The organism is Pseudoduganella sp. (genome assembly GCF_041914865.1).
GTDB lineage: Bacteria > Pseudomonadota > Gammaproteobacteria > Burkholderiales > Burkholderiaceae_D > Rugamonas.
Window position 1 is genome coordinate 48,838 of sequence record NZ_JAYSCO010000008.1, and the last position, 25,567, is coordinate 74,404.

Consider the following 25,567-nt stretch of genomic DNA (forward strand, 5'->3'; position numbering starts at 1 on the left):
CCCGTTTAGTTTTTCTTGGTGTTCCACTCGAAAGTGCGCAGCGCAGCGCCGATCAGGTCCGGCGACAGGCCCATGGCCCAGCCGGCGCCAATCGCCGCCAGCACCGCTTCGGTGCGGTCTTCTTCGCTGGCCGGCAGGCAGGACGGCGGCAGCACGGCCAGCTCGTCGCGCCCGGCAGCCATGACAAAGCCGCCCTCGCGCAGGAACACGGCGCGGCCGCCATCCTGGCGGTGCGAATCGATGGCCGGCACATGCTCGTCCTTGCCGTAGAAGATCACGTCACCGTCGCACAGTTCGGCCATTTCGACCACCTGCGCATCGGATGCGTTCAGCACCGCCGCGCCTTCCGGCAGCACCACGTCGACCTGGGTGCGCAGCACGCCGAACATCTGTTCCGGGTTGTTGATGTAGAACTCGCCCAGCTCTTCGTGGCCGGCGGCGTCGGTCACCACGCCCACGGTGCACTTGTCGTAGGAGAAGCCTTCGCTCAGGATCATGCGGTTGGAATTGGCGAATACCGCCGCTTCCACATTCTTGTTAATCAGCAGGCGCTGGCCGGATTCCCATTCGGTCAGCGGGCCGCGCGCCACCGGGCGGCCATTCAGGTACACGCCCTGCTCGGTGGCGGTGCCGACATAGCGGCCGCCCATTTGCAGCAGCCAGCCGATCAGGCGCGCGATCAGCGCGTTCTGGCGCGAGCCAGCCACGCCGACGATCGGGATGCGGCCGTCTTCGCCTTCCGCGAACAGCTGGTCGGCGATCGCGTGGCCCACCGGGCGCGCAATGCCGCCGGCGGCCGGCTTGAGGTGGGCCAGCAGGCCCGGGCTGGCGTTCACTTCGATGATCGCGCCGCCCTGTTCCTCCAGCGGTTTGGAGATGTCGGCTGCCACCAGGTCGATGCCGGCGATGTCCAGGCCGATGGTGCGCGCCGCCAGCGCCGCCATTTCGGCCACGGCCGGATGCACCAGGTCGGTCACGTCGTTGGCGACGTTGCCGTTCACCTGGATCAGCACCTTGCGGCCGGCTTCCACCACGGAGTCCGGGGTCAGGCCCTGGCGCTTCAGGTCCAGCTGCACTTCCTCCGACTTTTTCGGTTCCACGATATTCAGCGGGAACTCTTCCGTGGTGCCGCGGCGCGGATCGGTGTTGATCTGCGTATCCACCAGCTCCTGCACGGTGGACTTGCCGTCGCCGGTCACCCACAGCGACTCGCCCATGGAGGCGGCCACCATGCGGCGGCCCACCACCAGCAGGCGATGCTCGTTACCGACAATGAATTTCTCGACGATGACGCTCTTGCTGCCGCCGCGCACCACGGCGATATCGTAAGCCGCCTTCACGTCGGCCTCGGTCATCAGGTTCAGCGACACGCCGCGGCCATGGTTGCCGTCGTACGGCTTGACTGCCACCGGCAGGCCGATGTCCTGCGCCTCTTCCCACGCCTCGTCGGCGCTCTTGACCAGGGTGCCCTCGGGCACCGGCACGCCGACCGATTTCAGCATGTCCTTGGTCATGTCCTTGTCGGACGCGATGCCTTCCGCGATGGCGGAAGTGTTGTCGGTTTCCGCCGTCCAGATGCGGCGCTGGCGCGCACCGTGGCCCAGCTGCACCAGGTTGCCGTCGGTCAGGCGGATGTGCGGGATCTTCCGGTCGGTGGCCGCATCCACGATGGAGGCGGTCGATGGACCCAGGCACAGCGACTCGACCATCGAAGTCAGTTTTTCCACCGTGGCGGCCAGGTCGTACGGCTTGTCTTCAATCGCCGCCATCATCAGGTCCTTGCCGGCTGCCAGTGCGGCGCGGCCGACCTGTTCCTGGCGGGTGCGGAATGCCATTTTATAAATGCCGCTGCCTTCGGCGGTCTGGCGCGTCTTGCCGAAGCCGGTGCGCATGCCGGCCAGGTTCTGCAACTCCAGCACAACGTGCTCGAGGATGTGGCCGGCGTACGTGCCATCGCGCAGGCGCTCCAGGAAGCCGCCGCGTTCACCGACGCCGCAGCGATGCTCGACCAGGCCTGGCAGGAAGGCGATCAAGCGTTCATAAAAACCGGGGAGTTTGTTCGAAGGGTAGTTTTCAAGCTCGCCGATATCCAGCCAAGCCTCGATCACCGGGCGATAGGTCCAGATGTTCGGTCCGCGCAGGTGTGTTACACGGAGAAACTCAATGTCTTTCTTTTTTGTCATGTTTTAGCTCTTGTACCTCTTGCGGTATACTCCGCCCGTCCTTCTATTTTCCCACTGTTTCGCAATTCTTGCCACTTGGCAAAGAGTGCCCGGAGTCTGATTCACAATGATAACAAACCAACTTTCCTCTGAGCTCAGCCTGACAGAACTTCCCGACAGGTGGCGCACAGAGATCCCGGCGCTGCTTGCTCCTGATGAAAACGTACTCGGCGCGCTGGAGGTTGACCTCGACTCCCGACTCCACTTCAACAAAGGGCTGGTCCTTATCACGGAGCGCCGCATTATGGCACGCGCCCCCGGGGAAACGGTATGGCAAGACTGGGCTTATCGTCGTGGAATGGCTCTAAAGCTGCACGACCACGCCGGCGTCGGCCACCTCGAACTGGTGGACGACAAACAGCGCCTGGCCGCATGGCGCTTCACTCTGGGCCAGAACCTGCTGGCTATCCGCCTGCAGGAAAACTTCGCGCGCCTGCATGAAGCGCATGTGGAAGGAAAACCACTACAGCAGGTCGAACAGAACGCCTGCCCCACCTGCAAGGCTCCGCTGGAAGCGGACCAGGAAGAATGCCCGGTGTGCACCAAGGTGGTCCACACCCCGCCTTCCACCTGGACCCTGTTCCGTCTGTGGCGTTTTGCCAAGCCTTACCAATGGCAGCTGCTGCTCGGCTTCACGCTGATGCTGCTGTCCACCGGCGCGCACCTGATCCCGCCCTACGTGATCATGCCGCTGACCGACAACGTGCTGATCCCTTACCAGAACGGCAAACCGGTCGATACCTCGCTGGTCGCGCTGTATATGAGCGCCCTGGTGGGCGCCGCCATCCTGGCCTGGATTTTCGGCTGGGGCAAAACCTATGTGCTGGCCCTGGTCTCGGAACGCATCGGCGCCGACCTGCGCACCACCACGTATGAGCACCTGCTGCGCATGTCGCTTGAATACTTCGGCGGCAAGCGCACCGGCGACCTGATGTCGCGCATCGGCTCCGAATCCGACCGCATCTGCGTCTTCCTCTCGCTGCACCTGCTGGACTTCGCCTCCGACTGCCTGATGATCATCATGACCGGCGTGATCCTGTTCACGATCGACCCATGGCTGGCCGTCACCACCCTGCTGCCGCTGCCCTTCATCGCCTGGATGATCCACCTGGTGCGCGACCGCCTGCGCACCGGCTTTGAGAAGATCGACCGCGTATGGGGCGAAGTGACCAACGTGCTGGCCGACACCATCCCCGGCATCCGCGTGGTGAAAGCCTTTGCGCAGGAAACACGCGAAGCGCAGCGCTTCCGCACCGCCAACAAGCACAACCTGGCCGTCAACGACAAGCTGAACAAGGTATGGTCGCTGTTCTCGCCGACCGTCTCCTTCCTGACCGAGCTGGGCATCCTGGTGATCTACGTGTTCGGCATCTACCTGATTTCCAAGCACAGCGTCACGGTCGGCGTGCTGAGCGCCTTCGTCACCTACGCCACCCGTTTCTACGGCCGCCTGGACTCCATGAGCCGCATCGTGTCCGTGACGCAGAAATCGGCCTCCGCCGCCAAGCGCATCTTCGACATCCTCGACCACGTATCGAGCGTGCCGGACCCGGCCCAGCCGGCCAAACTGGAAAACGTGAAAGGCGACATCACCCTGCGCGAAGTCGGCTTCCGCTACGGTAACCGCGCGGTCAACCGCGGCGTCAACCTGGAAATCAAGGCCGGCGAGATGATCGGCCTGGTGGGCCACTCCGGCTCCGGCAAATCCACCCTCGTCAACCTGATCTGCCGCTTCTACGACGTGGCCGAAGGCGCCATCCTGCTGGATGGCCAGGACATCCGCAATTTCGCCGTCTCCGACTACCGCCGCAACATCGGCCTGGTGCTGCAGGAGCCGTTCCTGTTCTTCGGCACCATCGCCGAGAACATCGCCTACGGCAAGCCGAACGCCACGCGCGAAGAGATCATGAAAGCGGCGCGCGCCGCCCACGCCCACGACTTCATCCTGCGCCTGCCGCAGGGCTACGACTCGATGGTGGGCGAGCGCGGCCAGGGCCTGTCCGGCGGAGAGCGCCAGCGCATCTCGATTGCACGCGCCCTGCTGATCGACCCGCGCATCCTGATCCTCGACGAAGCCACCGCCTCGGTCGACTCCGAAACCGAAAAGGAAATCCAGAAAGCGCTCGACAACCTGGTGGCCGGCCGCACCACGATCGCCATCGCGCACCGCCTGTCCACCCTGCAGCGCGCCAACCGCCTGGTCGTGATGGACCGCGGCAAAGTGGTGGAAGAAGGCCCGCACGAGGAGCTGATGGCCAAGGAAGGCGCCTATTACCGCCTGTACCAGGCACAAGCACGTAACGTCGACACCGACCTGGATGACAAAGCAAAGAGCCGCGAAGATGACAATTGATTTCCAACTGAGCCGCGACAGCTTCGGCAAACTGAACCTGGTCGACGCCAACGGCGTGCGGCACGAAAACGTCTCGCCGGTGCGCGCCTTCCCCATCCAGGCCCCGGAAGAAGGCCTGTCGCTGGTGAACACCGACGGCAAGGAAGTGGCATGGCTGGATCGGATTTCCGACCTGCCGCCGGAGATGGCCGACATCGTGCGGGAAGAGCTGGCCGGGCGCGAATTCATGCCCGAGATCACCCGCATCATTGATGTGGGCAGCTATGCCTGTCCGTCCACCTGGACCGTGGCCACCGACCGCGGCGAGACCAGCTTCGTGCTGCGCGGGGAGGAAGATATCCGCCGCATTGGCAGCGTCTCGCTACTGGTCTCCGACAGCCACGGCATCCACTTCTTGATCCGCGACCAGTTCGCGCTCGACAAGCACAGCAAGAAGATCCTCGACCGCTTCATGTAGCACGGGCGCGCCCGTTGCAGGGCAAATTTGATCTGGGTCATGGGCGGACGATGTTGCCGCCAAGCACAATAGCTCCATTACATAAAGTGGTGGTGTGCATGGATTCTATCGTTTTCGGCCCCGACCTGGCACTCGGCATCCCCGTGATGGACCAGTCGCACCGCATCGTCTTTGACCTGCTGGAGTCGATGCAATCCCTGGCGCGCCCCGCTTTCGACGCCGCTTGCCACCAGCTGGCGGCCGAACTGGCCGAAGACCTGGCGGAGGAGAACCGGCTGATGGCGACCATCCAGTATCCGCTGGCCGCCACCCACCGCGCGGCCCACGACGGCCTGCTCGCCTCCCTCGACCATGCGCTTTGCCTGCTGGCAGCGGGCGACGAGGCCGGCGCACGCCAGATCGTGCATTCGCTGCCGGACTGGTTCGCAGCACATATCAACACCATGGACCTGGCCCTGGCAATCGCCGCCAGCCGCCTGGAATAAAAAGGGGGCAGCCGAAGCTGCCCCATACACCCCCTACAGGTGAGAAACTTGTACGCGCGGATTATGCAACCGCGAGTTCTTGCGCCATGCCGCCGGAGGACATCGCCTCGAGCTTGGCGCGGTCGAGAATGCGCAGGTCGCGGTTCTGCAGCACGATCGAGCCATCCTGGCGCAGGCGAGCCAGCTGGCGGCTCACGCTTTCCACCGTCAGGCCCAGGTAGCCGCCAATGTCTTCACGCGACATGCGCAGCTGGAAGCTGGTCGACGAATAGCCGCGCTGGGCGTAGCGGCCAGCCAGGTTCAGCAGGAACAGGGCCAGGCGCTGCTCGGCGCGCATATGGCTCAGGAACAGCATCACCGACTGTTCGCGCTGGATTTCGCGGCTCATGGTGCGGTGGAACTGCTGCAGCAGGCCGGGAATCTGCATCACCAGCTCCTGCAGGCGGTTGAACGGGATTTCACAGACCTCGCTGTCTTCCAGGGCGACCGCATTGCAGGAATGCTGGCCGGCGCCGATCGCTTCCATGCCCAGCAGGTCGCCGGCCATGTGGAAGCCGCCGATGGTCTGTTCGCCGCGCTGGTTCACCTGCACGGTCTTGAAATGGCCGAAGCGCACCGCATACAGGCTGTGGAAGCTGTCGCCAGTCTGGTACAGCGGTTCGTCGCGGGCCACGCGGCGGCGGCGCGCAATGATCTGGTCCAGGCGGGCCACGTCATCCTCAGCCAGGCCCTGCGGCAGGCACAGGCGGTTAAAGCTGCACAGCGAGCATTTGGGTGCGACTGGTGCGCAATTCTTGGTGGCGTTTGCAGGGGTGATTGGGATGACCGGGCTCATGATGCTGCTCCTTGTTTTCGATGGAGACAGTATCGCGCCCGGAACCATTTCCCGGTATCAAGCTTCCTGTGTAGTTGCTGTAGTGGTTCCCCTACACCCGGTTCAGATGAGTCCGTGCTCCAGGGCATAGCGGGTCAGCTCTGCATTGCTGGACATGCCCATTTTCTCGAGGATGCGGCTACGGTATGTTGTCACTGTATTAGGACTGAGGTGCAGTTTCTCCCCGATCTGCACCAGCGGCTCGCCCTGGGCGATCAGCTTGAACACTTCCAGCTCGCGGTTGGACAGCTCCTCGTGGTCGCCGCTCGGGCCGCCGCCCACCAGGGTTGCCAGTTTTTCAAGTAACGCCGGGCTCACGTGCTTGCCGCCGGCCGCCGCCTTGCGCACCGCTTCCACCAGGGTTGGCGTCGGGGCGTCCTTGGTCAGGTAGCCGGACGCGCCCAGCTTGAGCGCGCGCACGGCGTAAATCTCCTCCGAATAGGTGCTCAGCACCAGCACCGCCATGCGCGGGCATTCGCTGCGCAGGGTTTTCAGCAGGTCCAGGCCGTTCTTGCCCGGCATTTTGATATCGACCAGCGCCACGTCGAAACTGCGCTCCGCCACCCGCGCCATCGCTTCCACGGCGTTGCCGGCTTCCCCTTCCACGCTGATGTCGGGCGCGGTGCCCAGCATCAGGCGCACGCCGTTGCGCGCGATGGCGTGGTCATCGACCAGCAGTACGGTGATCTTGTCACCCATTCTTATCCTCCAATGGCAGGCGCAGTTGCAGGGTGGTGCCCTGCCCGGCCTTGCCGCTGATTGTCAGTTCGCCGGCAAAGCGGCGCGTGCGTTCGTGCATGCCGAACAGGCCCCACGATTCGCGGTCGGACAGGCCGGCGCTTTCGATGCCCTTGCCGTCATCCTCCACCCGCAGCACGACGTTGTCGCCATCCCGGTCGACCAGCACGCGCGCCTCGCTGGCTTCGGCGTGGCGCACCACATTGGTCAGCGCCTCCTGCGCCACGCGGAACAGCATGGTGCTGCGCTCGGCGTCCAGCTCCAGTGCCGCCGCGTCGGGCGTGATATGGCAGCTGCAGCGCAAGCCGCTGCGCTGGGCCACCTGTTCGGAATACCATTCCAGCGCAGGCCAGATGCCCAGTTGGTCCAGCACGCTGGGCCGCAGGTCGGTGATCACGCGGCGCACGGTCTCGATGGCGTCCTGCGCCAGCTTGGCGGCATCCTGCAGCAGCGGGTCCGATTGCTCGCCGCCGCGCTCGATGGCCACCGAAATGTAAGCCTTGATGCCGGTCAGCAGGCCGCCCAGTTCGTCGTGGATCTCCTGCGCGATGCGGGTGCGCTCATGTTCCTTCAGCTTTTCCTGGTAGGCCGCCAGCTCGCGCAGCTCCTTCTGCGATTGGCGCAGCACGCGTTCGGCCTGCAGTTTTTCCTCGATCAGGCGCTGCTCGCGCAGCAGGCGGTCGATGGCGCCGGCCAGGAAGTCCAGGTAGCGGCCGTCGCTGTCCTTCACCAGGTAGTCGCGCGCGCCGCGGCGCATGGCTTCCGCCGCCACGGTGGCGCTGTCGGCGCCGGTCAGCATCATGACCGGGATGGTGGGCTGCGCTTCACCCTGGTCGGCCGCCAGGCGGGCCAGGAACTCCAGGCCGGTCAGGTCCGGCAGGTGGTAATCGAGCAGGATGCAGTCCGGCTTTTCGCGCAAGGCGATATCCAGGCCATCCTGGCCGCTTTCCGCTTCCAGCAGCTCGCACTCGAAACCGGGCGCCTGCGCAAACGCGCGGCGGCAGGCGATGCGGTCGACGATATCGTCTTCCACTATCAGCACGCGCACCAGGTTGGCCTGCAACTGGCTCATGGCAGCTCGCTGATGGTCCAGTACAGATTAATGGAGCGCACCACTTCCACGAACTGGCGGTAATCCACGGGCTTGGTCATGTAGCCGGCCACGCCCAGGTCGAAGCTGCGCATCTTGTCCTGCTGCTCTTCGGAGGTGGTCAGCACGATCACGGGTATGCGGCGCAGCACCGGGTCCTGCTTGACGTTCTGCAGGAACTCGATGCCGTTCATGATCGGCATATTCAGGTCCAGCAGGATGATGCAGGGCTGCTCGCTGCCCGGTTCGCGCAGGTACTCCAGCGCGGCTTCCCCGTTTTCCATCGCCACCACGCGGTTGCTGACATGGACTTCCTTCAGCGCGCGCAGGATGGTCATCACATCGACCTGGTCGTCCTCGACCAGCAGGATTGGCTTGCTCGTGTTGTTCATCAGCTCTCTTTCTTCTTCGGCAGGGTGAAGTAGAAGGTCGTGCCCTGGCCCAGTTCGGACTCCAGCCACACCCTGCCCTGGTACATTTCCACAATCTTCTTCACCAACGCCAGGCCGACGCCGGTGCTTTCCACACGGTCGCGCGGCGCCAGCGTCTGGAACAGCTGGAAGATCCGTTCAAAATGGCGTTCCGCGATGCCGGGGCCGTTGTCGCGCACGTGGAAGCGCCACTGGCTGCCATCGTCGCGCCAGCCGACTTCGATTTCGCCCTGCGGCTTGTCCATATACTTGATCGCGTTCGACACCAGGTTGTGGAACAGCTGCTGGATGCGGGTCGGCTCGCCCGAAACCACCGGCATGCCGGGCATCACGCTGACCTGGATATGGGGTGGCACCGCCAGCAGGTCCACCACCTCGGCCACCAGTTGGTCCAGCCGGACCGGCACCACCGCTTCCTTGATGCGCCCCACGCGCGAATACTGCAGGATGCCGTCGATCAGCGCGCCCATGCGGTGCACGCGGTTGATCAGCAGGCGCATATGTTCCTTGCCTTCGTCGTTGAACTTGTCGGCGTAGTCGTGCGCCAGCCAGTCGGCCAGCGAACCGATGCCGCGCAGCGGCGCCTTCAGGTCGTGCGACACGACGTAGGCGAAATTGGTCAGTTCCTCGTTGGCGCTGGTCAGCTCCTGCAGCAGTTGCTGCGCCTTCTCTTCCGCCGCCTTGCGCTCGGTAATGTCGCGCACCAGGCCGGTGAACATGCGGCGCCCGCCCAGCCACATTTCGGTGACTGCCAGGTCCATCGGGAATATGCTGCCGTCGCGCCGCAGGCCCTGCACTTCGCGCCCCTTGCCGATGATGCGTTTTTCGCCGGTGGTGATGTAGTGGTGCAGGTAGCCGTCGTGCGCGTCGCGGTGCGGGTTGGGCATCAGGACCGAGACATTGCGGCCCAGGACTTCGGCTTCCGGGTAGCCGAACATGCGTTCGGCCGCCGGATTCACGCGCTCGATGATGCCATGCTCGTCGATGGTGATGATGGCGTCCACCGCCGTTTCGAAGATGGCGCGCATGCGCGCTTCGCTTTCCTGCAGCGCGCGTTCGGCCTGTTTGCGGGCGCTGATGTCGTGGATGGTGGCCATCACCATCGGCTGCGTTTCCTCGTCCTGCAGCGGCGACAGGCTGACTTCGACCGGGAATTCGGTGCCGTCCTTGCGGGTGGCGAACAGCTCGAAGCCGGCGCCCATGGCGCGCGGGTGCGGGCTTTCAAAATAGCTGCCACGCAGGCTGACGTGGCCCTGGCGGAAGCGTTCCGGGATCAGGCTCTCCAGCGTCTTGCCCTGCAATTCGCCGGGGCCATAGCCAAACAGGGTTTCCAGCGCCGGGTTCACCAGCAGCAGCACGCCGTCCTTGTCGATGATCAGCATGGCATCGGTGGCTGATGCCAGCAGCCACTGCAGGCTGCGTTCCGCAATCGTTGATTGAGTCAAAGCCGGGTCCTGGTGATTGTTAAATCCTGTCATCCTATGATTGTAGCGTCACTGGCGGCAAGGGGCCAAATACATGCCAATCAGAATAAATCCGGCAAACTTGACTTAGGTCAAGCGGTACTGGTGACGGGGCGCAGCTTGCCCGCTAAAGTGGCACTAAAAGCGGAGACGAACCATGCTACCTGAAGAAATTGACCGTTGGGCCACCGTCCTGCGCCAGCGGCGCGAGGTACTGTCGGGCCGCGACATCGCCGAAAGCGCTGCGATCGATGCCGCCCTGGAACGCCTGCAGGCGGGGACGTTCGGCCAATGCCTGCGCTGCGGCGCGGCGATTTCCGCCGGCCGGCTGCAGGCGCAGCCCAGCGCCGCTACCTGCCTGGCCTGCCAGGAACTGCAGGAACGCCAGCGCGCCTTCGTCTCCTTCACGGCGGTCTAACGCCATTTGCCGCGATACGGCTTGCAGGCCGGCCCCTGGCGTTCCGCCCCATTGCAGACGTGGCGGCGGCATTCCACCGCCCCCGGCTCGCCCGGCAGCGGGCAGCGTTTGAACACTTCCCAGTACAACGATTTTTCCGCGGCAGCCCGGCGCTGGCCGGCGCGCGGCTTGGACACCCTGGCCGTCTTGCCAGCCCTGGCCACCTGCGGCGCCCGTTGCGCGGTTTGCCGGCCGGCTTTGCGCCCCTCCACGCCGCGCTTCACTTTCGCTGTCTTCAACGCGGGCGGTGGCGGCGGCGCGGCGGCGCTGGCTGCGGTTGACGGCCCGGCCAGGACATCCGCTGGCACGGTGTGGGCCGGACTGCCGGCGGCCGCTTCCTGGCCCGGCGGCGCAGCGGGCGCGCCGGCTGCCGCGGGCGGCGGTGGCAGCAGCGTGGCGACGGCGGCCAAATCGCGCTCGACACCGATGCGCTGCGCCACCAGGACCGCGCCCCCAGCCAGGCACGCCAGCAAAGCGCCGCACGCCATCCAGAACACCGGCGCGCGCCATGCGCCTGGCTGGGGCGTGGCGGAATGCGCCGCAACAGGCTGCTCCTGGCTTTCTGTCTGTTCATTCATGCGCCGAAGATAGCAACAATTGCCGCGTCACGGCGCATGCTAAGATAGTTACTCGATTGCAAATGGGAACCACCCGGCATGAAAAGCTTTCGAAGCTTCTTCCGCGATCTCGGACTCCAGCGCAAGCTTCTGCTGGTGTCGGTCTTTACGACAATCGCGGCAATGCTGGTGGCCCTGCTGGCACTGGCCAGCTACGACGTCCTGGTCGCCCGCCCGCGCCTGGTGCAAGACCTGGCCGGACGCAGCGAACTGCTGGCCCTGAACCTGGACGCCGACCTGAATTTCGGCGACCGCAACGGCGCCACCCGCAAGCTGGACGCCCTGCGCAGCAGCCCCGACATCGCGCGCGCCTGCCTGTTCACGGCCGACCTGCGCCTGTTCGCCTCCTTCAACCGCTACGCGAGCGGCAGCCGGTGCAGCTGGCGCCCGGAATTTGACCGCCCCGGCCACCGCTTCGACGGCAATACGCTGTCGATGCTGTCGCACGTGCGCTTTGAGCGCGAAGTGGTCGGCCACCTCGTCATCGACTACGAGCTGGCCTCCATCTTCGTGCGCCTGCGGCAGTATGGCCTGGTGCTCGGCGTGGTATTCCTGGCACTTTTTTCCGGCGGCGTCCTGTACGCAACCGGGGTCCGGCGCCTGGTCACGCAGCCGCTGCTAGCACTGTCCGGCGTCGCCGACCAGGTCACGCGCGAGCAGCGCTACGACCTGCGCTCGCCGGTCGCCAGCCAGGACGAAGTGGGCCGCCTGGCCTCCGCCTTCAACACCATGCTGGCCACTGTCGCCGCGCGCGACGCCGCGCTGCGCCGCAGCCAGGCCTTGCTGAACAATATCGTCGAAAAGTCGTCGGCCGTGATCTACGTCAAGGACCTGGACGGGCGCTACCTGATGGTCAACCACAGCTTCCGCATGATCCTCCCGCCCGGCGCGCCGGAGCCGCTAGGCAATACCGACGAAGCCCTGTTCAGCGCGGAGATGGCGCACATGATGCGGCAAAGCGACCGCGCCGTACTGGCCAGCGGACGCGCTTCCAGCCACGAGGAAACCGCGCCCGGCATGGGTGACGGCGCGCGCACCTACATTTCCGAGAAGTTCCCCCTGATCGATGAATTCGGCCATATCTGGGCCCTGGGCGGCGTCTCCACCGACATCACCGAGCGCAAGCGCAGCGAGCTGGAACTGGAAGAGCTGGTCAACGTCCGCACGCGCCAGATCGCCGAAACCAACCGCGAACTGGCCGACTCCCTCGGCACCCTGCAACGCGCGCAGGACGAACTGGTGCGCAGCGAAAAGCTGGCCGCGCTCGGGTCGCTGGTGGCCGGCGTGGCGCACGAGCTGAATACCCCGATCGGCAACAGCCTGCTGGCGGTGAGCACCCTGCTCGACCAGAGCGCGTCCTTCGCCAATGCGGTGGAAAGCGGGGTCAAACGCTCCGAGCTGAACGCCTACATCGCAGACGTCAACAACGGCAGCCAGATTGTGCTGCGCAACCTGCACCGCGCCGTGGACCTGGTGGCCAGCTTCAAACAGGTGGCTGTCGACCGCGCCACCTCGCAGTGCCGCGAATTCCAGCTGGATGAACTGGTGTCCGAAATCCTGCTGGTGCTGATGCCAACGTTCAAAAAGTCCGGCATCCGTGTCAGCCACGACATCCCGCCTGGCATTGTGATGGCCAGCTATCCCGGTCCCTTCGGCCAGGTGCTGATCAACCTGGTGAACAATGGCCTGATCCACGCTTTCGAAGGCCAGGACGACGGCGAAATCACCATCACCGCCCAGGCCAGCGGCCCGGGCGCGGTGGCCATCACGGTGCGCGACAACGGAGTGGGCATTGCCCCGGAAAACATGGGCAGGATTTACGATCCCTTCTTCACCACCAAACTGGGGCGTGGCGGCTCGGGCCTGGGCCTGAACATCGTCTACAACATTGTCTATGGCGTGCTGGGCGGTCGCATCGACGTAAAAAGTGCCCTCGGAGAGGGCACCAGTTTCATCCTCACCCTGCCGGTGAAGGTTTAGTGGATTTCCAGCTTGCGGCTGCCCTGCTGCGCCTTCTTGGGCAAGGTCAGCTCCAGCACGCCGCCTTCATATTTGGCGCTGGCCTGGGCATCGTCAATATCGTGCTCGAGCAGGAAACTGCGATACTGCTCGCCGTAATAGCGCTCACTGCGCACGACGTTGCCGCCCTGCTTGTGCTCTTCGCTGCGCTTGGTTTCGGCGGCAATACTGACGCGGTTGCCGCTGATATCGACCTTGATGTCTTCCCGGTTTACGCCCGGCAGGTCGGCCCGCACCGTGTACGAGGTTTCATTCTCATGCACGTCGATGCGGATAGGCTGCTGCCCTTCCCCCTCCCGCATGACGTTTCCTAGCCGGAAATCGCGGAACAAATCCTCAAAATTGCGGAAGGGATCGAAACGGGCCAGTTCTGTGATGGGATCATAACGTCTCAGGTTAGCCATGGCTTCCTCCTTTCTCTTTGCATCAAACATGATAGTGCGGCCCGCCCCGCCTTGCCAGCGAATGCGTCAATCGGACGGCCGCCGGCCTTTGGCGCCACCTATGGCTCACCAATAAGGCGATTACCTCTAATACAACGACTTTTCTCATGAATAAATAAATGCTAGGCTCTTAATTTGCAAAAATTACATCGGAGTAGCAATGATCGTCGGTATCGACCTTGGCACCACCAACAGCCTGGTATCAGTCTGGCAGGATGGCGCGCCGCGGTTAATTCCCAACAGCCTGGGGGATTTCCTCACCCCGTCCTGCGTCAGCGTGGATGAAGATGGCAGCATCCTGATCGGCAAAGCGGCGCGCGAGCGCCTGCAAACCCACCCCACCCAAAGCGCGGCGGTCTTCAAGCGCCATATGGGCAGCAATATGCAGTTCACCCTGGGCGAGCGCAAGTTCCGCGCCGAGGAACTGTCGGCCCTGATCCTGCGTGCCCTGAAGGAGGATGCCGAGGCGGCCCTGGGCCAGCCGGTCACCGAGGCCATCATCACCGTGCCCGCCTACTTCTCCGACGCCCAGCGCAAAGCGACGCGCGCCGCCGGCCAGCTGGCGGGCCTGAAGGTCGAGCGCCTGCTGAACGAACCGACTGCCGCAGCCCTGGCCTACGGCATCCACCAGCGCGACCAGGAGACCCAGTTTCTGGTGTTCGACCTGGGCGGCGGCACCTTCGACGTGTCGGTGCTGGACCTGTTCGAGGGTGTGATGGAGGTGCGCGCCTCGGCCGGCGACAACTTCCTGGGCGGCGAAGACTTCGTCAGCCTGCTGATCGATGAGTTTTTCAAGCAGGCTTCCATCCCGGTCGCATTGAAGAACGACGGCCGCTTCATGCAAAGCCTGGTGGCGCAGGCCGAACAAGCCAAACGCAAGCTGAGCGACGCGCCGGAGGCGCTGCTGCAGATCCATCACGCCGGCAGCACCTATTCGATGCCGGTGAACGAAGCCGCCCTGGAGCGCATCGCCGCGCCGCTGCTGGCGCGCCTGCGCTCGCCGGTCGAACGCGCCCTGCGCGACGCCAACCTGCATACGGCCAGCCTGGACGCCATCGTGCTGGCCGGCGGCGCCACCCGCATGCCGATCGTGCGCCGCATGGTGGCGCGCATGTTTGGCCGCTTCCCGTCCTGCGACATCAATCCGGACGAAGTGGTGGCGCTGGGCGCCGCCGTGCAGGCCGGCCTGAAGATGAACGACGCCGCGCTGGACGAGATCGTGATGACCGACGTCGCGCCCTATTCGCTGGGCGTGGAAGTGTCCATGCCGCTCGGCCGCGACCAGTTCTCGTTCGGCCATTTCGACCCTATCATCGAACGCAACACCGTGGTCCCGGTGAGCAAGGTGAAAAACTACCACCCGAACAGCGATAAGCAGACTTCCCTGCGCATCAACGTGTTCCAGGGCGAGGCGCGCATGGTGCGCGACAATATCGCGCTGGGTTCGATCGACGTCCCCATCGCCCAGGTGGCCGGCCAGGACAACGGCGTCGACGTGCGTTTCACCTACGACGCCAACGGCCTGCTGCAGGTGGAAGCCACGGTCACCCTGACCAAAAAGACGCATACCCTGGTCATCGAAGGCAACCCGGGCGTGCTGACGCAGGAGGAAATCAAAGCGCGTTTCGCCGCCCTCTCCGAACTCAAGATCCACCCGCGCGACCGCATCGAGTACCGCACCATGCTGGCGCGCGGCGAACGCCTGTACCAGCAGCTGCGCGGTGAAGCGCGCGAGGAGCTGGGCCGCCAGCTGATGCAGTTCGAGCGCGCGCTGGAAGCGCAGGACGACCGCACTTCGCGCCAGGCATCCCGCAGCTTCCAGGAAGTACTCGAGTACTTCGAGCAGCAGAGCTTCCTCAACCTGGACGAGTAGGCGGCCGGTGGCATCGGATCATCATGCCCTGGCCCGGCTGGGACTGGAGCCGGGCGCGGGCAAGGACGCCATCCGGCGCGCCTACGCCCGCGAGCTCAAACTGATCGACCTGGAAGCGGATCCCGCCGCCTTCCAGCAGCTGCGCGAAGCCTACGAACAGGCGCTTGGCATGCCGGCACCGCCCACGGCAGCGGCAGCGGCAGAGCCCTGGGTCGGCGCCGCCGAGGAGGAGGCACAGGAAGCCTATGACTGGATGGTGGCGGCGGTGACCGTGATCGCCAATGGCCGCCGCGTGGCCGACGAAACGATCTGGGTCGACGAGCTGCGCGAGCAGCTCATGGAGCAGCAACCCGCCAGCATCGATGGCGGCTCGCACCTGGAGCGGGCGATCGGACGCTTGCTGTCCCAGGGCTGGAAGCCCGGCCACGAAGCCCTGCTTATCGCCGCGACCCAGCACTTCGGCTGGGAGGACAAGGGCAACTGGCCCAACCTGCACATTGCCGAGGCCTGGTTCGAGCGCTATATCCTGCACCGCCAGAGCGAAGTGCTGCGCGGCCCCCTGCTGCGCGTCATCCGCGACCTGCGCCAGACCCATGATCCCGACCCGGGCCGCCTGCGGCGCGACCACGGCTACCTGCAACACTTCGCCCGCTACTACGCCAACCTGGCCCCGGTGATCGTCGACGAACAGCGCTTGCTGCGCTGGCAGGAACTGGCGCAGCCGCTCGGACCCGCGCCCGATGTTTCGTGGGCGCCACCTGCGGGTGAAGACGAAGAGTCGCCTGTTTCCACGTTTTTCCGCATAGCGCTCGCGTTCATCGCCTTCGTTATGTGGATCGCCTTATATAATCAATCGCCGAACCAATAATGCGAGACAGTTTCCCCTTCCTTACCCGCCTTGGCTTGCGGCCCGACGCCGACGCCAAAGACATCCGCCGCGCCTACGCGCGCGAACTGAAAAAAGTTGACCAGGAGGCCGATCCGACCGGGTTCCAGGAGCTGCGCGAAGCGTACGAAATTGCGCTGAACTGGCACGCCCACACGCTGCACGAAGCCGCGCAAGCCGCCACCGCATCCCCACTCGCCGACGCACCAGCAGCCGACGCCACGCCCGATGCCGAGCCCGAGCCGCCAGCGGCGCCCGAGCCGCTGCCCGACGACCCCTATCACCTGTCAGACCAGGTGTTCCAGAAATTCACCAGCGGCGTCGCCCTGCTAGCCGAGCGCCAGGAAGTGCGCCAGCCGCTGTGGAAATCGGTCCTCCAGCAAAGCCTGGACGACGAGCGCCTGCTGAACCTGACCGCGCGCACCATCTTCGAAGCCCGCATCGCGCACGAACTTGCCTCCGGCTGGAAACCGGGCCACGAGACCTTGTTCGTGGTCGCCAACGACGCCTTCGAATGGGAACGCGACCGCCGCCGCATCCTGCAATTCGGCGAAGCCGGCGCCATGGTGAATCGCGCCATCGATGAATGGAAGCTGTTCGAATCGCTCCCGCCCGAATCGGTCACCACTTTCACGCAGCTGATCAACTACGTGCGCGCCACACCCGAGCCGCAAGGCAAAGCGGGCCGCAACGACCTGCTGATGTTCCACCAGATGGCGAGCAACGTCTACACCTGGCTGGCCATCATCATCGAACGCCAGACCCTGGAAAACTGGGGCAATGCGGCGCAGGAGGAAGCCCAGCGCCCGGAACCCGAGCCGGCAGCGTCGATGGAACCGATGCGCGTGGCGCCGGAACCCGCCGATAAGTCCGGCTGGGCAAAACCCGCCACGCTCTGGCCGCTGTTCTTCATCCTGTTCCTGCTGCTGCGCGCCTGCTTCAACATGGTCGAAGACGACAACCGCGCCCGCCGCCACGACCAGCAATCGAGCCAGCTGAAGCAGCTGCCTGCGCCCGCCAACGCAGACCAGCCCCCGGCCAGGCAGCAGGTGGACGAGATCCGCTCGCGCATCGCCTACGTTTGGCCCGCCAGCACGCCCGTCGGCAATTATGTCGTTGAATACGAGGTCTTCATCGACGCCAAGGGCAAGGTGCTGGGCATGAACCTGCTCCGCGGTTCCGGCAACAGGGACTACGACGCCGCGGTGAAGACGGCGATCAGCGAGGCGCCACCGTTCCCACGCGGGACCAGCACGGTGTTCCGCCTTAGCTACGGCACGGAGCTAAACAAGGCGGAAACTAAAGGCAAGCGCGCCACCAAAGAGCAGCTGCAAGCGGTGCAGGACGAGATCTTTTACGTCCCCGGCGCTACCATTGAGGATGGCGAACTCAAAGTGCGCTACGACCTGAAGCTGGATGACAACGGCAGGGTGATTGCGTTGAAGAAGCTGAAAGCATCCCGCGATCCGCTGTTCGATGAAGTCGTTGCCGACGCCTTGAAAGCAACGCACGCTTTCCCGCCAAGCACGCTGCGCAATTTCTCCGTCGAGTACTCGCGCAACGTCCATCGCCAATAACGGCGCCAGCGAACGCCTAGCGTGACAGCCTGACCGGCGTGATCTTGCGGATAAAGAGCAGCACATCCCAATTCACGCCCAACTCAGCGCCCGGTTGCACCAGGTACTCATAGCTGAACTGCGGCTGGCTGATCCGCGTTCCAGCCGTGAGGCCCAGCAGTTCGTGCTTTTCGCGCGCCAGCGACGCCTCCAGGCTGTCGCCCGGAATAGCCGGCAGCGGCAAAGGATTCATTGTCGCAAAATCAAGGATCTCGCCACCGGCGCCGCTGAACTGCACCACCTTGTAGCCAGCGCCCCAGCGGCGATGCATCACCTCCCCCGCCTGCAGGTTGTAAGGCGTGCGCTGGAAGCCGCGCGCCACGTGCACGGTATGCGCCCAGATCACGACCTTGCGGCCCGGGTACATGCGCTCGGCGAGCCAGATCGCGTTATCGCCCATCTGGTTATCGCGCAGGTAATCGTGGTCCGCACTCCAATAGCTGGTCGCCTGGGCTTCCACGCTCTTCACCACCTTGCACCAGAACGCGTTGCCGGAGAACGTGACCGGCGCAGCATCGGCCTGGCACAGCGACGACTTCAACGCGTCGGAATGCTGGCGGAAGGCCACCTGCTGTGCCGCCGGCGGCGGCGTACGCTGCATCTCCAGCAGCGGCTGCGCCAGCGCGGCATACTGCTCCCAACCCGCACCGGCGCCGAGCGCCGGCACCGCCTGCCGCAAATGCTGCTGCAGACGCGGCAACAGCTCGGTCTTGCTCAGTTCACCCGTATGCTGCGCATCGATGCCGCCCAGTGCCAGCGGTTTGCCCAGAGCACGCTGGCGGTCGACATACTGCAGCATGCCGCGCCCTTCGGCCGTGCGTGCGTACATGAAGAAGACATTCCCGGGCGCGATGTCGTCCAGCTTCTCGCCGCGTTCCACACGCTCCGCCAGGCGGGCCATATCGTAAAAGCCGCTCTCCAGCAGCAGCACATCGAAACCCATCTTCTGGTGCAGGAACTTGAGCAGCCGGGTTTTCAGCAAATACTCCTCGCGGCTGCCATGGGTCTGCTCGCCCAGCGCCACCACGCGCGCCGAACCGATCGCTTCCGCCAGCGGCTGCAGGTCGCTGAAATCCTCAGCCGCAGGCTCCACGCTGGAGATGGGCCACATTTTGGCCGGCGCCGCAAAGCTGGGGGCCATCAGCAGCGACCATGCGCAGGCCGCGGCAAGCTTCCGAATGTGCATTGCAATTCCTTGATGTCAAAAAGATCACTTTAACACCAATTGCATACCAATTAAAAGCCCACGGGCGCTAGGCCACGTCCGCGACAGCGATTCGCTCGAGGCGCCTCCTGCGTTCCGCCAACGGAGGGTGGGTGTCGAAGACGCTGATTCGCGCCTCCACCTCCTGGGTCAGTAAGGACAGGGCCGCGATCATCTCTTGTGGCGATGTCATGGCCGCGCCATCCCTGTCGGCAGCGAACTCGCGCTCGCGGCTATAGGCAAAATAGGCACCCTTCAGCCCGTTCAACAACAGATACTGCGCGGCGATCAACCCCACGGGCCAGGCCGCGAGCGGCAGCAGGCGCGCCAGCCCGGCGCCGGCGCCCTCGAACCCGCCACGCGCTTCCGGGAAGACGATCACCAGCAGCAGGACAAGGCCCGCCAACAATCCCAGCGTCAACAATGCCCCCTTCAGGACACTTTTCGATAACTCTGAAATCAGATGGGGGTAAAAATAGAGCGCGTCACTGAAAGCCAGGATGAAGGCCTTGCTCTTGGCGTCACCACTCCTGAGGTGGGCAATCTCGTGCGCGGCGATTGCCGCCAGCTCCCGGTCGCTCGCCCGCTCGGTCAGCGCCGTCGAAAAGGCAATCAGCGTGCGCTTGCCGAACACATTCGAAATTGCAAAAGCGTTGGGTTCGCTGCTGGGATAGATACCGATTTGTACGCCGCCATCCAGGTACCTGGCGAGCGGTGCCAGACGCAGCCGCACCTCATCGCTTGTTAGCACCCCCTGTCGGTCAATCTCCCGGCTGACTGCGTCGTGGAAGTACCGAAAACTGACTGCGCAGGGAAAGGCAACCGCAATACACAAAAGGAGGGCCGGTGGCTGCCACGATACGGCAAAGCCAAGATTGTGGCTGAGCGCTAGGAAGGCGGACGTCAGGATAAAGATTGCCCACAGCGCGGCAATCCCATACTTCGCAAACTTTGCGTAATAGTTGACCATGCGGGACGGTTGAAGAATACACGGTGATGCCTCAACTATAACTCAGGCCCAAAGCGCGATTCGGGCAGGCCAACCGCATCGGTGATGGGTAGCGAGAATACGCCGCCGGCATAGCGTTCCGGCACCAGCAGGTCGACCAGTGCACTGGTAACGAACAGCTCATTCAGCTTCCTGCCGCCGAAGGCAGGACAGGTCGGCTGGCTGACCGGGACGGCAATGGCCCGTTCAACGCTGCCATCGGGCCGGTAGCGCACAATGCGCCCTGCGCCCCATTCGGCATTCCACAGGAAGCCGTCGGCGTCGATCAATGAACCATCAGGCTCGCCGCCGCCTGGGGGCAAGCGGGCGAACTCGCGCTCACCGCTCACCTGCTCGCCATAGTCGCAGCAGCATATGGCGCCGCCCAGCGAATCGCAGAAGTACATGGTGTTGCCGTCCGGGCTGAAGCAGATGCTGTTGGCGATGGCCACCGGCTGCAAAGGCAGCATTTCCAATTGCAGGTCATGGCCCAGGCGGTAAAAACGGCCAATCGGCGCGCGCCCTACGGCTTCGTTCATGGTGCCAAAGACAAAACGTCCCTGGCGGTCGCATCGTCCGTCGTTCAGGCGGATGCCATTGCCGGCCGCTTCCACCTCGACGATGGTCATGACTTCGGCTTCGGCGATGCTGAACCACGCCAGGCGGCTTTCCAGTCCCAGCAAAAGGCGGCCGTCGTTGCCCGTCAGGGCGAAGGACGCCAGCCGCTCCGGCATGTCCCACTGCTCGCAAGCGCCCGTTCCGGGTGCGAAGCGCCATAGTTTGCGGCCCAGGATATCGGTCCACCACAGGCGCTGGGTGCGGTCGCACCAGACGGCGCATTCGCCGAGCACGTTTTGGGCATCAACTATCAGTTCCACAACTACCTCCAGTTATCCAGTGCGTAAAGCGCCGACATGCTGCTCGGCACGCCGGGCCGGCAAACCAGCTGCGGGAAAGATGCGTGGTTGGGAGCGTCCGGGAACTGCTGCGGTTCCAGGCAGAGTCCCGCGTGCCGCTCGAAGACGCGGCCCTGCCCCGCCAGCGTGCCGTCCAGGTAATTCCCGCTGTAAAACTGCATTCCCGGGCTATCGGTATAGATTTCCAGCCGCCGCCCCGAGACCGGCTCCGTCAGGCTGGCATGCGGGCCGGGAATCCCGGCCAGCACGAAGTTATGGTCGTATCCTCCGGCCAGCACGAGCTGCGGATCATCGCAACACAAGCCGCTGCTGATACGGCGCGACAGGCGGAAGTCGAACGGCCCATTGGCCACGGGCGTCCTTGCCCCTGTCGGGATCAGGTCGGGCCGCACCGGCAGGTAATGCTCGGCATCGATGCAGAGCTCATGGCCCAGGACGTCGCCGTGGCCGGCCAGGTTGAAGTAGCTGTGCTGGCTGATGCTGAACAGTGTGGCCTGGTCCGCCACCGCCTGGTACATGCAGCGCAGCGCGCCCGACGCCAGCAATTCATAAGTCACCATCACCAGCAGGTTGCCCGGGTAGCCGCCCTCGCCGGCAGGGCTCAAACGATACAGGTTCAGGCGCGCCGAAGCGGCGGTTGCACCGCCATGTGCCTGCCAAAGCTGTTTGCTGAACCCCGCCGCGCCGCCGTGCAGGTGGTGCTCGCCTTCATTCTGGTCGAGCTGGAACCGCCGTCCATCCAGCGCAAAGCGGCCACCGTCGATGCGGTTCGTAAAGCGTCCGACCAAGGCGCCCATATAGGACCGGTCGCGCTCATAGTCCTGCAGCGTATCGAAGCCAAGCACGATGTCGATTTCCTTCCCATCCCCCGCCGCCAGCGTCCAGCGACGGATGATGCAACCGTAGTCCAGCACCTTCAACTGCATGCCGGCCCCGTTGTCCAGCGTGTACTCGTGGACGGGTGCGCCATGGGCCAGTTCACCAAAAACACGTCCGCAAACGGAGGGCCTCATCACGCTCGCCACGCGGCCAGCAGTTCCCGCGCCCGGCTCTCCAGCTCCGCCGGCGGCAAGCCCGGCTCGTACAGGCGGCCGCCAATGCCGACGCCATCGGCGCCGGCGCGCCGCCAATCGCCAAGATTGCCAGCGCTGACGCCGCCCACCGGCCACACACGCGCCTGCGGCGGCAATATCGTCTTCACGCTGCGCAAACCGAGCGGCCCCAGTGCTTCGGCCGGGAACCATTTCACGGCATCCGCGCCTGCCGCCAGCGCCGCCAGCGCCTCGGTCGGCGTGGCAACGCCCGGCATCGCCAGCATGCCGAGCTCCTTGGCCCGGCGTACCACGTCGGGATTGAAGTTCGGCGCGATCACCACGCGCCCGCCATGCTCGTACACGCTCTCTACCTCCTGCACCGAAAGGATGGTGCCGCCGCCCACCAGCGCATCCGCTGGCTTCATGCCGTCGATGATGCAGATGCATTCCAATGCACCGGGGCGGTTCAGCGGCACCTCAAGCAGGCGCAAGCCGCTCCGGAACAGGGCTTCCGCCACGGCCGGCGCCTCGGCCGGCGTCAGGCCGCGCAGTATTGCCACCAGGGGTGGCTGGAAATCGTCGATATTCATGGTGCTTGCACCTCCAGGAAGCGCGCCAAAGCGGCGCAGTATGCCTGCCCTGGGTCGATCAGTTGGGTTGAGTAGCCGAGCATTTGCGCCACTTGCAGGTAAGGCCCCTCCAGTCCCGGCGCAGCGATCAGCCGCAGCACGGGCAACGTATCGGCGCCGGTGCCCGCGCGCCGCGCGGCAAACTCGGTGCCGATCAGGAGCCCGCTCACGTAGGAGCGGGTGGAGGCTGCGGGGGCGTCGCCGCTGACAACCCGGGCACGCGCCTCGAACAGAGTGTGCGACAAGGCGTCCGCACGCTGCGCTCGCTCGGCGCCCGCGCGCAGCGCCTGGGCGTCTTCGCTTTCATCCATCAGCGGCGCCAGGGTCCCGCCGCTGCGCAGGGCGGCGAACAGCTCGCCGGTGATGAAGGTGGTCAGGCGCTGGATGACGCCTCCCGCCAGTTCCACCCACTTGCTGTGGGTGCCCGGCAGAACGTACAGGCCATCGCCATGGCGCAGTTCCAGCGCGCCAAACAGCTGGGTCTCTTCGCCGCGCATCACGTCCACGCTGCCATGGTCGCGGTAGCAATAGCCGGGGACGATGAAGCAGCCCGGCGCTCCGGCCACCGGTACCAGGGTTTCGGGCAGGCGCGGCAAGGGCACGCTATGGTCAAGGTAGGCTACCTCCTGCCATCCCAGCGCACTGCCCACCATGCCCGACATGACGACCGGGACCTGGGCATCCACGCCCATCTCCGCCCGCAGTTCCTGCAGCGCTTCGGCGAAACGGCCGCGCGCGGCCAGCGCGCCTTGTCCATCCTCATGCTGGCGCACTGCCTTGCCATCGGCGCCCACCAGGTAGGCGCGCCGGTTGCTGGTGCCCCAGTCGATTCCCAGCAGGAGGGACTGGGCTACCACTCCGCCACGCTGCCATCGGCATGCCGCCACAGCGGATTGCGCCAGTCCGGCGCGGCGCGGCTTGCCTCGATGACCCGTTCTTCGTTGATCTCCACACCCAGGCCCGGCAAGGGCAACGGTTCGATATAGCCCCCGTCCATGCGGAAGTCGGCGGCGTTGTGCACATAGTCCAGCAGCTCCGCACCCTGGTTGTAGTGGATACCCATGCTCTGTTCCTGCAGCACAGCGTTGTACGACACAAAGTCCACCTGCAGGCAGGCCGCCAGCGCCACCGGCCCCAAAGGACAGTGCGGCGCCAGCGTCACGTCGTAGGCCTCGGCCATGGCAGCGATGCGCAGGCACTCGCTGATGCCGCCGGCATGCGACAGGTCGGGCTGCAGGATCGCCAGCCCGCCCTGCTCCAGCACCCGTTTGAATTCGAAGCGCGAGTACATGCGCTCCCCGGCAGCGAGCGGGATGCTGGTCATATCCGACAGGCGGCGGTAATACTCCGCCTGCTCGGCCAGTACCGGTTCCTCCACGAACAAGGGACGGTAGGGTTCCAGCTCCCGCAGCAGCGGCTTGGCCATCGGCCAGGCCACCCGGCCATGGAAGTCGATGCCGAACTCGATCTCATAGCCGAACACCGAGCGGATGCCGGCGATGCGCTCCACCGCCGCATCCACCGCGCGCGCGCTGTCCAGCATCGCCAGCTCCTCGGTGCCATTCATCTTGAAGGTGTTCAGGCCCAGCGCCTGCAGGGTCTGGATGCCGGCCACGATGTCGGCCGGACGGTCGCCACCGACCCAGCTGTAGATCTTCATCCGGTCGCGCACCAGGCCGCCCAGCAACTGGTAGACCGGCACGCCCATGGCTTTGCCCTTGATGTCCCACAGCGCCTGGTCGATGCCGGCGATCGCACTCATGAACACGGCGCCGCCGCGATAAAAGCCGCCACGGTACATGGCTTGCCACAGGTCGTTGATGCGCGCCGGATCGCGCCCCAGCAGGAGTTCGCCCAGCTCGTGCACTGCGGCTTCCACTGTACGCGCACGGCCTTCGATGACCGGCTCGCCCCAGCCGCTGATCCCTTCATCGGTGTCAATCTTGAGGAACATCCAGCGTGGCGGCACGCGGAATGTCTGGATCTGTGTGATCTTCATGACCACCCCGCATCGACAATGTATTCCTGCCCGGTGCACATGGCGCCGTCGTCGGAAGTGAGGAACAGCACCAGCGCGGCCACGTCGGCCGGCATCAGGCTGGTCTGCAGGCACTGGTTGCGGCGGATATCCTCCTCCGCCGCGGCATCCACCCACAGGGCAAGCTGGCGCTCCGTCATGACCCAGCCCGGCGCCACGGTATTGATGCGGATGCCATCCCGCCCCAGTTCGCGCGCCAGGCCGCGCGTCAAGCCGGTGGCGGCCGCCTTGGCCATGGCATATGCCGGGTAGCCCGCGCTTTTGATGTGCCAGCCGATCGAGCCCATATTGATAATGGCGCCCCCGCCATGGCGCCGCATGGCCGGCACCACCGCCTGGCAGGCGAACAGCATGGAACGCTGGTTGATGGCGGTCAGCCGCTCCCACTCCGCCGGCGTGATGGCCTCCAGCTGGTGGCGCTGGTCATTCGCCGCATTGTTCACCAGCACATCAACATCGCCCATCTTGGCGGCGAAATAGGCGATGGTGGCCTCCAGCGAGGTCAGGTCGGTCAGGTCGCAATGGCGGAACAGCGGGGCCGCCAGTCCGGAGGCTTTCATGCGCGCGCATAACGCTTCCGCATCGTCGGCCGCGATATCGAGGAAGGCGACCTGCGCCTGCTGGCGCAAGAAGGCCAGCACCAGGGCCGCGCCAATCCCGGTGGCGCCGCCGGTGACCAGCACCCGCTTGCCGGCCAGGCTGGGGTAATGTGCCCATTTGCGTTCCATCGCCC

General features: G+C 64.9%; 24 protein-coding genes. 8 read left to right on the forward strand and 16 right to left on the reverse strand.

All coding sequences use genetic code 11. The features are described from left to right. Positions 1-5: 5 nt before the first annotated feature. The gene (cphA, locus tag ACE3TQ_RS05860) at positions 6-2,183 is read right to left on the reverse strand and encodes a cyanophycin synthetase (RefSeq protein ID WP_374581030.1); all 2,178 of its coding nucleotides are present in this window, start codon (positions 2,181-2,183) and stop codon (positions 6-8) included. A gap of 106 nt (positions 2,184-2,289) precedes the next feature. Between cphA and ACE3TQ_RS05865 the strand changes: the two genes are divergently transcribed. The 3 genes from ACE3TQ_RS05865 (at position 2,290) to ACE3TQ_RS05875 (ending at position 5,517) form a co-directional block, all read left to right on the forward strand. Further along, a complete protein-coding gene (locus tag ACE3TQ_RS05865) occupies positions 2,290-4,575 on the forward strand; it encodes an ABC transporter ATP-binding protein (protein WP_374581031.1) in 2,286 nt (761 codons plus the stop codon). Then, positions 4,565-5,032: a DUF1854 domain-containing protein gene (locus ACE3TQ_RS05870; RefSeq protein ID WP_374581032.1), complete on the forward strand. Its 468-nt coding sequence runs from the start codon at positions 4,565-4,567 to the stop codon at positions 5,030-5,032. Before ACE3TQ_RS05865 ends, ACE3TQ_RS05870 begins: the two co-directional genes overlap by 11 nt. A 98-nt stretch (positions 5,033-5,130) precedes the next feature. Beyond that, positions 5,131-5,517 carry a bacteriohemerythrin gene (locus tag ACE3TQ_RS05875; protein ID WP_374581033.1) on the forward strand — a complete coding sequence of 129 codons (387 nt, stop codon included), beginning with the start codon at positions 5,131-5,133 and terminating at the stop codon, positions 5,515-5,517. 61 nt (positions 5,518-5,578) lie between these two features. Here the strand turns inward: ACE3TQ_RS05875 and fnr are convergent, their stop codons facing one another. The 5 genes from fnr to ACE3TQ_RS05900 all read right to left on the reverse strand — a co-directional run bounded on the left by fnr (position 5,579) and on the right by ACE3TQ_RS05900 (position 10,095). Beyond that, a complete protein-coding gene (fnr, locus tag ACE3TQ_RS05880) occupies positions 5,579-6,352 on the reverse strand; it encodes a fumarate/nitrate reduction transcriptional regulator Fnr (protein WP_374581035.1) in 774 nt (257 codons plus the stop codon). A gap of 102 nt (positions 6,353-6,454) precedes the next feature. Further along, positions 6,455-7,090, reverse strand: coding sequence for a response regulator (locus ACE3TQ_RS05885; protein ID WP_374581036.1), 636 nt, complete (start codon positions 7,088-7,090; stop codon positions 6,455-6,457). After that, positions 7,083-8,201 carry a response regulator gene (locus ACE3TQ_RS05890; RefSeq protein WP_374581037.1) on the reverse strand — a complete coding sequence of 373 codons (1,119 nt, stop codon included), beginning with the start codon at positions 8,199-8,201 and terminating at the stop codon, positions 7,083-7,085. The genes ACE3TQ_RS05885 and ACE3TQ_RS05890 overlap by 8 nt, the downstream gene beginning before the upstream one ends. Beyond that, a complete protein-coding gene (locus ACE3TQ_RS05895) occupies positions 8,198-8,611 on the reverse strand; it encodes a response regulator (protein ID WP_374581038.1) in 414 nt (137 codons plus the stop codon). Before ACE3TQ_RS05895 ends, ACE3TQ_RS05890 begins: the two co-directional genes overlap by 4 nt. Further along, positions 8,611-10,095, reverse strand: a complete 1,485-nt coding sequence (locus ACE3TQ_RS05900; protein WP_374581039.1) for a PAS domain S-box protein — start codon at positions 10,093-10,095, stop codon at positions 8,611-8,613. Before ACE3TQ_RS05900 ends, ACE3TQ_RS05895 begins: the two co-directional genes overlap by 1 nt. 175 nt (positions 10,096-10,270) lie before the next feature. Between ACE3TQ_RS05900 and ACE3TQ_RS05905 the strand changes: the two genes are divergently transcribed. After that, complete coding sequence (locus tag ACE3TQ_RS05905; protein ID WP_374581040.1) at positions 10,271-10,531, forward strand: TraR/DksA family transcriptional regulator; 261 nt, start codon at positions 10,271-10,273, stop codon at positions 10,529-10,531. Here the strand turns inward: ACE3TQ_RS05905 and ACE3TQ_RS05910 are convergent. Then, on the reverse strand, positions 10,528-11,148 hold the full coding sequence (locus tag ACE3TQ_RS05910; protein WP_374581041.1) for a hypothetical protein: 621 nt from the start codon (positions 11,146-11,148) through the stop codon (positions 10,528-10,530). The genes ACE3TQ_RS05905 and ACE3TQ_RS05910 overlap by 4 nt on opposite strands. A gap of 78 nt (positions 11,149-11,226) precedes the next feature. Here ACE3TQ_RS05910 and ACE3TQ_RS05915 point away from each other — a divergent pair, with 78 nt between their 5' ends. After that, positions 11,227-13,167, forward strand: coding sequence for an ATP-binding protein (locus ACE3TQ_RS05915; RefSeq protein WP_374581042.1), 1,941 nt, complete (start codon positions 11,227-11,229; stop codon positions 13,165-13,167). Here ACE3TQ_RS05915 and ACE3TQ_RS05920 read toward each other — a convergent pair. Next, complete coding sequence (locus ACE3TQ_RS05920; protein ID WP_374581044.1) at positions 13,164-13,610, reverse strand: Hsp20/alpha crystallin family protein; 447 nt, start codon at positions 13,608-13,610, stop codon at positions 13,164-13,166. The genes ACE3TQ_RS05915 and ACE3TQ_RS05920 overlap by 4 nt on opposite strands. 199 nt (positions 13,611-13,809) lie before the next feature. Here ACE3TQ_RS05920 and ACE3TQ_RS05925 point away from each other — a divergent pair, with 199 nt between their 5' ends. The 3 genes from ACE3TQ_RS05925 to ACE3TQ_RS05935 are packed head-to-tail and all read left to right on the forward strand — an operon-like array spanning position 13,810 to position 17,985. Continuing rightward, positions 13,810-15,522: a molecular chaperone HscC gene (locus ACE3TQ_RS05925; RefSeq protein ID WP_374581046.1), complete on the forward strand. Its 1,713-nt coding sequence runs from the start codon at positions 13,810-13,812 to the stop codon at positions 15,520-15,522. Between the two features lie 7 nt (positions 15,523-15,529). After that, positions 15,530-16,390: a hypothetical protein gene (locus ACE3TQ_RS05930; RefSeq protein ID WP_374581047.1), complete on the forward strand. Its 861-nt coding sequence runs from the start codon at positions 15,530-15,532 to the stop codon at positions 16,388-16,390. Beyond that, entirely contained in the window at positions 16,390-17,985 is a 1,596-nt protein-coding gene (locus tag ACE3TQ_RS05935) for a TonB C-terminal domain-containing protein (protein WP_374581048.1), read from the forward strand. The genes ACE3TQ_RS05930 and ACE3TQ_RS05935 overlap by 1 nt, the downstream gene beginning before the upstream one ends. Positions 17,986-18,001: 16 nt before the next feature. Here ACE3TQ_RS05935 and ACE3TQ_RS05940 read toward each other — a convergent pair whose 3' ends face one another. From ACE3TQ_RS05940 to ACE3TQ_RS05975, 8 genes are all read right to left on the reverse strand, one after another. Beyond that, entirely contained in the window at positions 18,002-19,210 is a 1,209-nt protein-coding gene (locus ACE3TQ_RS05940; RefSeq protein WP_374581049.1) for an erythromycin esterase family protein, read from the reverse strand. A 67-nt stretch (positions 19,211-19,277) separates the two neighbouring features. Continuing rightward, positions 19,278-20,198 carry a M48 family metalloprotease gene (locus ACE3TQ_RS05945; RefSeq protein ID WP_374581051.1) on the reverse strand — a complete coding sequence of 307 codons (921 nt, stop codon included), beginning with the start codon at positions 20,196-20,198 and terminating at the stop codon, positions 19,278-19,280. A 35-nt stretch (positions 20,199-20,233) separates the two neighbouring features. Continuing rightward, positions 20,234-21,094: an SMP-30/gluconolactonase/LRE family protein gene (locus ACE3TQ_RS05950; protein WP_374581052.1), complete on the reverse strand. Its 861-nt coding sequence runs from the start codon at positions 21,092-21,094 to the stop codon at positions 20,234-20,236. A gap of 2 nt (positions 21,095-21,096) precedes the next feature. Next, positions 21,097-22,146 (reverse strand): aldose epimerase family protein, encoded by a 1,050-nt coding sequence (locus ACE3TQ_RS05955; protein WP_374581053.1) that lies wholly within the window; start codon positions 22,144-22,146, stop codon positions 21,097-21,099. Next, positions 22,146-22,757 carry a 2-dehydro-3-deoxy-6-phosphogalactonate aldolase gene (locus tag ACE3TQ_RS05960; RefSeq protein WP_374581054.1) on the reverse strand — a complete coding sequence of 204 codons (612 nt, stop codon included), beginning with the start codon at positions 22,755-22,757 and terminating at the stop codon, positions 22,146-22,148. Before ACE3TQ_RS05960 ends, ACE3TQ_RS05955 begins: the two co-directional genes overlap by 1 nt. Beyond that, entirely contained in the window at positions 22,754-23,653 is a 900-nt protein-coding gene (locus ACE3TQ_RS05965; RefSeq protein ID WP_374581055.1) for a 2-dehydro-3-deoxygalactonokinase, read from the reverse strand. The genes ACE3TQ_RS05960 and ACE3TQ_RS05965 overlap by 4 nt, the downstream gene beginning before the upstream one ends. Further along, positions 23,647-24,795 carry a galactonate dehydratase gene (gene dgoD / locus ACE3TQ_RS05970; RefSeq protein ID WP_374581056.1) on the reverse strand — a complete coding sequence of 383 codons (1,149 nt, stop codon included), beginning with the start codon at positions 24,793-24,795 and terminating at the stop codon, positions 23,647-23,649. The genes ACE3TQ_RS05965 and dgoD overlap by 7 nt, the downstream gene beginning before the upstream one ends. Further along, a complete protein-coding gene (locus tag ACE3TQ_RS05975; protein WP_374581057.1) occupies positions 24,792-25,562 on the reverse strand; it encodes an SDR family NAD(P)-dependent oxidoreductase in 771 nt (256 codons plus the stop codon). The genes dgoD and ACE3TQ_RS05975 overlap by 4 nt, the downstream gene beginning before the upstream one ends. Positions 25,563-25,567 lie beyond the last annotated feature (5 nt).